Here is an 8,457-nt window from a genome sequence, read left to right on the forward strand (position 1 = left end):
GCGCGGTCGAATGGAGATTCGATGCGTATAGCTCTCGCCCTCATGCTTTTGCCGGTCGTGCCGTTGGTTCAGGCAAACGCGGCGGCCCCTGCGCAAGCGGCGAGTACGGCGGTCCAGGATGCCGCGCTGCTCGCGTTCCTCGACACGGCGTATGACGAGCAGCTCGCTCTGAGCCCGGAATCGCAGACGCAGCTGGGGCTCAAGACGAGCAACGATCGGCTGGACGACTATACCGATGCCGCCGCGCTACGGGCCGAGGCGCTTGCGGAGCGCCAGCTGGTCGCGATGCGTGCGCGCTTCAAGCCGGCGCAACTGGGCGAGAGCGCCGGCGTCAGCTACCGGCTGTTCGAATACGAGGTGGAACGCGGCCGTCAGTCGCTGCAGTTCCGCAAGCTGCGCTTTCCCGTATCGACCAACGGCAGCCCCGCGGGCGACATCCCGGTCCTGCTCATCAATAATCACAAGGTCGACACGGTCGCCGACGCGCAGGCCTATGTCGCTCGCCTGCGCGATACCGAGCGCGTCATGCGCGAGGTCGCGACGACGATGCGCGAGCAGGCGGCCGCGGGCATCATCCCCAACAAGGTGAACTTCGCCCCGGCGCGCGCGGATGCGCAGGCGGTCCTGAAGGGCGCGCCGTTCGACACTGGGCCGGATTCGAGCGTGTGGGCCGATTTCCGCAAGAAGGTCGCCGCGCTCGATGCGCCGGCGGATGTGAAGGCAAAGCTGTTGGCCGACACCAGCGCCGCGCTCACCGGGCCGTTCCGCCGCGGCTATGACACGCTGTTCGCCGCGCTCGACGAGATCGAGCCGAAGTCGAAGGGCAATTTCGGCGCGTGGAGCCTGCCGAACGGTGCGGCCTATTATGCCGACCGGTTGAAAAGCTCGACCACGACCGACCTGACCGCCGACCAGATCCACGAACTCGGCTTGAAGCAGGTCGCGTCGATCCGCCTTGAGATGGAGGCGATCAAGCGCGAGGTCGGCTTCAAGGGGACGCTTGAGGCGTTCTTCAACTACATCCGGACCGATCCGAAGTTCAAATATCCCAACACTGCGGAGGGCCGCGAGCAGTATCTCGGCGATGCCCGCGCGGTGATCGCCTCGGTCATGGTCGCGGCACCGCGCTATTTCCGGAAGCTGCCCAAGGCGCCTCTCGAGGTTCGCGCGGTCGAGAAATGGCGCGAAGGCACCGCCTCGACCGCCTTCTACAACCCGCCATCGGCCGACGGATCGCGGCCCGGCATCTATTACGTCAATCTGGTCGACATGAACCAGACGCAGAAGGTGCAGGTCGCGGGGATCGCCGCGCACGAGGGCGCACCCGGCCATCACTTCCAGATCGCGCGCCAGCAGGAGCTGACCGGTATTCCGAAGTTCCGCAAGTTCGGGGGCTACGGCGCGTACATGGAGGGGTGGGGGCTGTATTCGGAGCGGCTCGCCAACGAGATGGGCGTGTACAAGGACCCGTATGCGCGGTTCGGCATGCTCTCGTTGCAGGTTTGGCGCGCGATCCGCCTCGTGCTCGATACGGGCATCCACTCGAAGCGGTGGACGCGCGAGCAGGCGATCGCCTATTTCAAGGCCAACAGTTCGGTCTCGGACACCGATATCGCGCGTGAGGTCGACCGGTACTTCAACTGGCCCGGCCAGGCGACGAGCTACATGGTGGGCGAACTCAAGATCGCCGAACTGCGCGCGCGTGCCGAGCGGGAACTCGGGCCACGCTTCGATATCCGCGACTTCCACGAGGCGGTGCTGAGCCAGGGGGCGTTGCCGCTCGCGGTGCTGGATGAGCAGGTGAACCGGTACATCGCGGCAAAGCGGCAATAGCGCGCTAGCCATCCCATTCCCCCCTTCGGTTGAGGAGGGGAGAAACCTGATCCTGCAAGCGGAGCATCGTCATCGTCGGGCCAAGCGTTATCGTTGCGATCCTGGCCTATGGCGCCTTCCTGTTCACGGTCGCCTGGGTGGTGGACCGGCGCGGCCTGTCGCGCAGGCTCGGGCGGATCGCGTATCCGCTGTCGCTGGCGGTGTATTGCAGCAGTTGGACGTTCTTCGGCGGGGTCGGCACCGCGGCGACGCGGGGGTGGGATTACCTCGCAATCTACCTCGGGCCGGCTTTGGTGTTCCTGCTCGCGCCGAAGTTTCTCGCGCGGCTGGTGCGGCTGGCGCGCGAGGAGGGATCGAGTTCGACCTCCGACTTCATTTCAGCGCGCTATGGACGCAGCCGGGGCACGGCGGCAATCGTGGCAGGGACGGCGTTGCTCGCGTCGGTACCGTACATCGCGCTCCAGTTGCGGTCGGTGACGCTGAGTTTCGGGGCGATCGCTGGCGTGGGGAGTTCGGCGGAGGTCGGTACGTTCGTCGCGCTGCTGCTGGCGGTGTTCGCGATCGTCTTCGGCGCGCGGCGGTATGAGGTCGCGGGGCGCAACCCCGGCGTAGTGGCGGCGATCGCGGCGGAGTCGTTGATCAAGCTGCTGTGCTTCGTCGTGCTCGGCGTGGTGACGGTGGCGCTGCTCGCGGACGTGCCGGCGGAGACGCTGGCGCCATCACTGGCGCGGCTTCGGTCCGGCTTTACCTGGGGTACGCTGACGTCCGATTTCTGGGTGCGGACCTTGTTGTCGGCGCTCGCGATCCTGTGCCTGCCGCGGCAATTCTACGTCGGCGTGATCGAGGCGCGGGGACCTGACGCGATCGCTAGGGCGCGCGGCCCTTTCATTGCCTACATGGTGGTGATCTCGCTGCTCGTGCTGCCGCTGGCGCTCGCCGGGATGACGCTTTTGCCATCCGATGCCGAGCCCGACCTGTACGTGCTCGCGGTGCCGTTGCAGCAGGGGCAGCATCTCGTCGCGCTGATCGCGTTCCTTGGTGGTTTCTCGGCGGCGACGGCGATGGTGGTGGTCGAGACGATCGCGCTGTCGACGATGGCGACCAACGACCTGCTCGCGCCGCTGCTGCTCCGGCGGCACGGCGAGGCGGGCGAAGGCGAGCTCGGTCGGCGGATGCTGCGCGTGCGGCGGGTCATCATCGCGGCGATCGTCGCTGTCGCGCTGGTGTATGGGCGGAGTCTCGGCGCGGACCTGCCGCTGGCGTCGATCGGACTGATCGCATTCGCGGGCGTCGCGCAGTTCGCGCCTGCGCTGATCGCGACGGTCGGGTGGAACTTCGCCAACCACACCGCCGCGCGCGCGGGACTGGTCGGGGGCGTGATCGTCTGGATCTACTGCCTGTTGCTGCCGTCGATCGGCGAGGGTGTCGGGCCGGCGTTGGCGCAATTTACGCGGGGGTGGCTCGATCCAGATGCGTTGCTCGGGTGGCGGATCGGCTCGCCTTTGGTCAACGGCACGGTGTGGAGCCTCGGCGTCAACGTCGCGCTGATGACTGGGCTGCACATCCGCGAACGGCACCGAGGGAATGCCGCGCTTGATCATGTCACCACGCTTGGCGAATTGCGGATGCTGGTCGCGCGGTTCGTCGGCGACGGCGAGGCGGACGCGATCGGGGTGGCGTCATCCGATCTGCGCGCGCCGATCGACGGGCCGGCCGCGCGCACCGCCGAGCGGTTGATCGCGGGCGTGATCGGTGCGCCGTCGGCACGCAAGATCGTCGCGTCGAGCATCGCCGGCTCGGCGATCGACGTCAGCGACGTGGTGCGGCTGCTCGACCAGCGCGGGCGCTCGCTGCGGTTCTCGCGCACGCTCTTGTCCGCGACGCTGGAGACGATCGATCCGGGGGTCAGCGTGATCGACGCCGACTTGCGGCTGGTCGCGTGGAATCCGCGTTATGTCGAGATGTTCGACTATCCCGAGGGCTATGTCGTGGTCGGGCGCGCGATCGCCGACCTGATCCGGTACAATGCCGAGCGCGAAGGCATCGCCGGCGATATCGCGGCGCATGTCGGTCGGCGGGTGGCGCACCTTGCGCGGGGCACGCCACATAGTTTCGAGCGCCAACGGCCATCGGGGCGCTGGATCAAGATGGTTGGGCGACCGATGCCGGGCGGCGGGTACGTCCAGAGTTTCACCGACATCACCGCGGAGAAGGAGGCGCAGGCCGATCTCGAGGCACGGGTGGCGGCGCGGACGCAGGATCTCGCGCGGTCGAACCACATGCTCGGCGAGGCGCGTGCGATCGCCGAGACCGCGACGCGCGACAAGACCCGGTTCCTGGCGGCGGCGAGCCATGATCTGTTGCAGCCGTTGCATGCGGCGCGGCTGTTCTGTGCGGCGCTCGACGAGGGGAAGGCGCCGCATCAGGCGGAACTGGTGCGCGGGATCGATGGCGCGATCGGATCGGCGGACACGTTGCTGCGCGCGTTGCTCGACGTGTCGCGGCTCGATGCGGGGGGCGTGGTGCCGAAGGTCGAGCGGTTTGCGCTGGGGGCGTTGATCGAGGAGTTGGCGGTGCAGTTCCGGCCGTTGGCGGGCGAGCGCGGGCTGGTGCTGGCGGCGCATCCCGGCGCGTTCAGCGTGGCGACGGATCGGTCGTTGCTGCGGTCGATCCTGCAGAATTTTCTCTCGAATGCGGTACGCTATTCGGCGGATGGGCGGATCTGGATCGGCGCGCGGCGCAGGGGCGACGATGTGCTGATCGAGGTGCGGGATAACGGCCCGGGGATCGCGGCAGCGGACCGCGAGCGGATCTTCGAGGAGTTCGAGCGGCTCGAAAGCAAGGGGAGCGCGGGGGGCGGCGTTGGGCTCGGGCTGGCGATCGTGCGGCGGATCGCGCGGCTGCTCGGGTCGGCGGTGGAGTTGCGGTCGGCATTGGGGCGGGGGACGACGTTTGCGGTGCGCGTGCCGCTGGCGCCGGCCGGGCTGGATGTTTTGTTGCCAACTCCGTTGGCCGGCCGTGCGCTGGTGCCGGGGTTGCGGGTGCTGTGTCTCGACAACGACGCGACGATCCTGGCGGCGCTCGATGCGGCGTTGCGGGCGCGGCGGTGCGTGCCGTTGCTGGCGGCGACGATCGCCGAGGCGATGGAGCTGGCGGCGGACGAAGAGCCGGACGTGGCGCTGGTCGACTTTCATCTGGACGAGGCGGAGGACGGGCTCGACGTGGTTGCGCGGTTGCGGGCGATGGTGCCGGCGCCGGCGATTGCGCTGGTGACCGCGGATCGGGCGGTTTCGGACGATCCGCGGTGTGTTGGGCTGGTGGTGCTGACCAAGCCGGTGGTGCCGGCGGATTTGTGGCGGTTTATCGAGGATGCGTCTGCGGCGGCGGCGCTGGGGAGTTGAGCCTGCCACCTCCCCCGTAAGGGGGAGGTGGCAGGCGTTTGCCTGACGGAGGGGAAGGAAAGGGAGAACTGCTGTTGCGTGTCCCTCCCCCTCCGTCGCCTCCGGCGCCACCTCCCCCTGGCGGGGGAGGATTGAGAGGGGGGCGGCAACCCGCCGTCATCCTGACGAAAGTCAGGATCCAGAGCCACGATCGGGGCGGGTGGTATCCTGGGTCCTGACTTTCGTCAGGATGACGGTTGGGGAGGGCGCCGGTGGTGCGCGGCTAGTCGGCGAAGTGGATGTCCATTGCCCGAGCCGCGAGGACGGCTTGCGTGCGGTTCTGGACGCCTAACTTGCGGAGGATGGCGGTCATGTGGCCCTTGACCGTACCTTCGGAGATGCCGAGGTCGAAGGCGACTTGCTTGTTCAGGCGGCCGGCCAGCACGCCGAGCAGGACCTTCAGTTCAGTCGGGGTGAGGCTCGCGACGCGTGTCGCCATGTCATCGACGGAGGCCCCTTCGATCGGCGCGTCGCGTTCGCCGGCGAGCGCGCGGGCTACGGCGGTTTCGAGCGTGGTCAAGTCGGCGGTCTTGGAGACGAAGCCGATTGCGCCATACGCCCTCGCACGCGGTGCCGCTTCGGCTTCGTCGGCCGAGGAGATCACCATGATCGGCGTGTCGGGGCGTTCTGCGTGAAGCAGCGCGACACCCGCGAACCCTTCCGACCCCGGCATCCGCAGATCGAGCAGGATCAGGTCGAGCCGCTCCGCTGCGCGCACCGCGTCGACCGCCTCGCAGAGTTGCCCGGCCTCGATCACCACCGCGTCGGGCGCGGCGCGGCTGACCGCCAGTTTGAGCGCCTGGCGGAACAGCGGATGGTCATCGGCGATGAGGATCGTGCGCGTCATGCCGGTACGGGGATAGCCTCCTCGCGGCCGGCGATCAGTGCGTCGACCACCGCGGGATCGGCGAGCGTCGAGGTGTCGCCAAGCTGGTCGAGCTGGTTCTCCGCGATCTTCCGCAGGATGCGGCGCATGATCTTCCCTGAGCGCGTCTTGGGCAGCGCGGGCGCGAACTGGAGAATGTCGGGAGTCGCGATCGGCCCGATCTCGCGGCGGACCCATTGGACGAGTTCCTTGCGGAGCTCCTCGCTCGGCTCGGCGTTCGCGTTGAGCGTGACGTAGGCGTAGATGCCCTGGCCCTTCACGTCGTGCGGCATGCCGACGACCGCGGCCTCGGCGACCTTCGAGTGGGCGACGAGTGCGCTCTCGACTTCGGCGGTGCCCATGCGGTGGCCGCTGACGTTGATGACGTCGTCGACGCGGCCGGTGATCCAGTAATAGCCGTCCTCGTCGCGGCGGCAGCCGTCGCCGGTGAAATACTTGCCGGGGTAGGTCGAGAAATACGTCTGGAAGAAGCGCTCGTGATCGTTCCACACGGTGCGCATCTGGCCGGGCCAGCTGTCGGCGATGACGAGGTTGCCCTCGACCGCGCCCTCCAGCACCTTGCCGTCCGCGTCGACCAGTTCGGGTAGCACGCCGAACAGGGGTTTGGTCGCGCTGCCGGGTTTCAGCGCGGTGGCGCCGGGCAGTGGCGAGATCATGTGCCCACCCGTCTCCGTCTGCCACCAGGTGTCGACGATCGGGCAACGGCCGTCGCCCACGACATTGTGATACCAGTTCCACGCCTCGGGATTGATCGGTTCGCCGACCGAGCCGAGCAGCCGGAGCGACTTGCGGCTGGTGCGCGTCACCCAGTCGTCGCCTTCGCGCATCAGCGAACGCAGCGCGGTCGGTGCGGTGTAGAGGATGTTGACCTGATACTTATCGACGATCTGCCAGAAGCGGCTGTGGTCGGGGTAGTTCGGCACGCCCTCGAACATCACGGTGGTCGCGCCGTTGGCGAGCGCGCCGTACAGCGAATAGGTGTGGCCGGTGACCCAGCCGACATCGGCGGCGCACCAGAAGATCTCGCCGGGGCGGTAGTTGAAGACGTATTCGTGCGTCATCGACGCCCAGACCAGATAGCCGCCGGTCGAGTGAAGCACGCCCTTGGGCTGGCCGGTCGAGCCGCTGGTGTAGAGGATGAACAGCGGGTCCTCGGCGTTCATCGGCTCGGGTGCGCAGTCGGTCGACTGGCCCTCGACGCAGTCCGCATACCAGCAGTCGCGACCTTCGGTCATCGTCACCTTGCCGCCGGTGCGGCGGACGACGATCACCGTCTCGACCGCGAGATCGCCGTGGTCGAGCGCGGCGTCGACGTTCGCCTTCAGCGGCACGGTCTTGCCGCCGCGCAGACCCTCGTCGGCGGTGATGACGATCCGGCTGTCGCAGTCGTGGATGCGGTTGCACAGGCTTTCGGGCGAGAAGCCGCCGAACACCACCGAATGGATCGCGCCAATCCGCGCGCAGGCGAGCATCGCGAACGCCGCTTCGGGGATCATCGGCAGATAGATCGTGACGCGGTCGCCCTTCCTGACGCCCTTCGCCTTCAGCGCGTTGCCGAGCTTCGAGACCTCATCGCGGAGTTCGGCATAGCTGATCTTGCGGTCGTCGGCGGGGTCGTCCCCTTCCCACAGGATCGCGGTCGCGTCCGGACGGGCGTCGGCGTGGCGATCGACGCAGTTGGCGGCGACGTTGAGCTGTCCGTCCTCGAACCAGCGGATGTGGAAGTCGCTCTCGTCGAACGAGGTGTCCTTGATCTTGGTCGGCGGTACGATCCAGTCGAGCCGCCTGGCCTCCTTCGCCCAGAACGCGTCGGGATCGGTTGCGGCCTCGGCATACATCCGGTCATAGGCGGCGGCGTCGATCAGGGCGTCCTTCGCCCAGTCCGCGGGTACGGGATAGCTTGCCTCGGTCATCTGGCTCTCCTTTTGCCGCGCTGTACGCGGTCACGTTCGGGCGATCATCCCGCACCAAAGTAAGGGGTGGACCGGGGGACGCAATGCGCCATGATGACGACGCTAATTCCACGCGTAAGACCAGTGGAAAAGTGCGGAGACGGGGATGACACTCATGGCGTTCAAGAAACGGCTGGCCTTGACGGCGCTGCTCGCGGGCACCGCGCTGGTACCCGGCGTGGCGCAAGCGCAAACGGCGCGCGAGGTCGAGCTCGAGACTCGGCTGAAGGCGCTGGAAGCGGCGGTGCAGGACCTGCGCGGCGAGCTGAACGCAGCGCGGGCGACGGCTGCGGCCGCGCCACGACCTGCCGCTCCGGCGACGTCGACCGCCGCACCGACCGCGGTC

4 protein-coding genes and 1 pseudogene are annotated in these 8,457 nt (G+C 67.9%); 3 read left to right on the plus strand and 2 right to left on the minus strand.

Going from position 1 to position 8,457, the window contains the following annotated elements; genetic code table 11:
• Positions 1 to 21 precede the first annotated feature (21 nt).
• Together IFR23_RS11000 and IFR23_RS11005 are read left to right on the plus strand one after the other, a co-directional pair.
• Complete coding sequence (locus IFR23_RS11000) at positions 22 to 1,833, plus strand: DUF885 domain-containing protein (RefSeq protein WP_192975919.1); 1,812 nt, start codon at positions 22 to 24, stop codon at positions 1,831 to 1,833.
• 137 nt (positions 1,834 to 1,970) lie between these two features.
• The gene (locus tag IFR23_RS11005; RefSeq protein ID WP_342344934.1) at positions 1,971 to 5,234 is read left to right on the plus strand and encodes a hybrid sensor histidine kinase/response regulator; all 3,264 of its coding nucleotides are present in this window, start codon (positions 1,971 to 1,973) and stop codon (positions 5,232 to 5,234) included.
• A 262-nt stretch (positions 5,235 to 5,496) separates the two neighbouring features.
• On the opposite strand, the gene IFR23_RS11010 is transcribed toward IFR23_RS11005, so the two are convergent.
• Both IFR23_RS11010 and acs read right to left on the minus strand, forming a co-directional pair.
• On the minus strand, positions 5,497 to 6,120 hold the full coding sequence (locus IFR23_RS11010) for a response regulator transcription factor (protein WP_060526212.1): 624 nt from the start codon (positions 6,118 to 6,120) through the stop codon (positions 5,497 to 5,499).
• Positions 6,117 to 8,072, minus strand: coding sequence for an acetate--CoA ligase (acs, locus tag IFR23_RS11015; protein WP_192975920.1), 1,956 nt, complete (start codon positions 8,070 to 8,072; stop codon positions 6,117 to 6,119). Before acs ends, IFR23_RS11010 begins: the two co-directional genes overlap by 4 nt.
• Before the next feature lie 154 nt (positions 8,073 to 8,226).
• Here acs and IFR23_RS11020 point away from each other — a divergent pair.
• Positions 8,227 to 8,457: pseudogene (locus IFR23_RS11020) on the plus strand (hypothetical protein); the annotation flags it as partial.

The sequence above is a fragment of the Sphingomonas sp. CFBP 13603 genome (genome assembly GCF_014892665.1).
In the GTDB taxonomy this organism is placed as follows: Bacteria; Pseudomonadota; Alphaproteobacteria; order Sphingomonadales; family Sphingomonadaceae; genus Sphingomonas.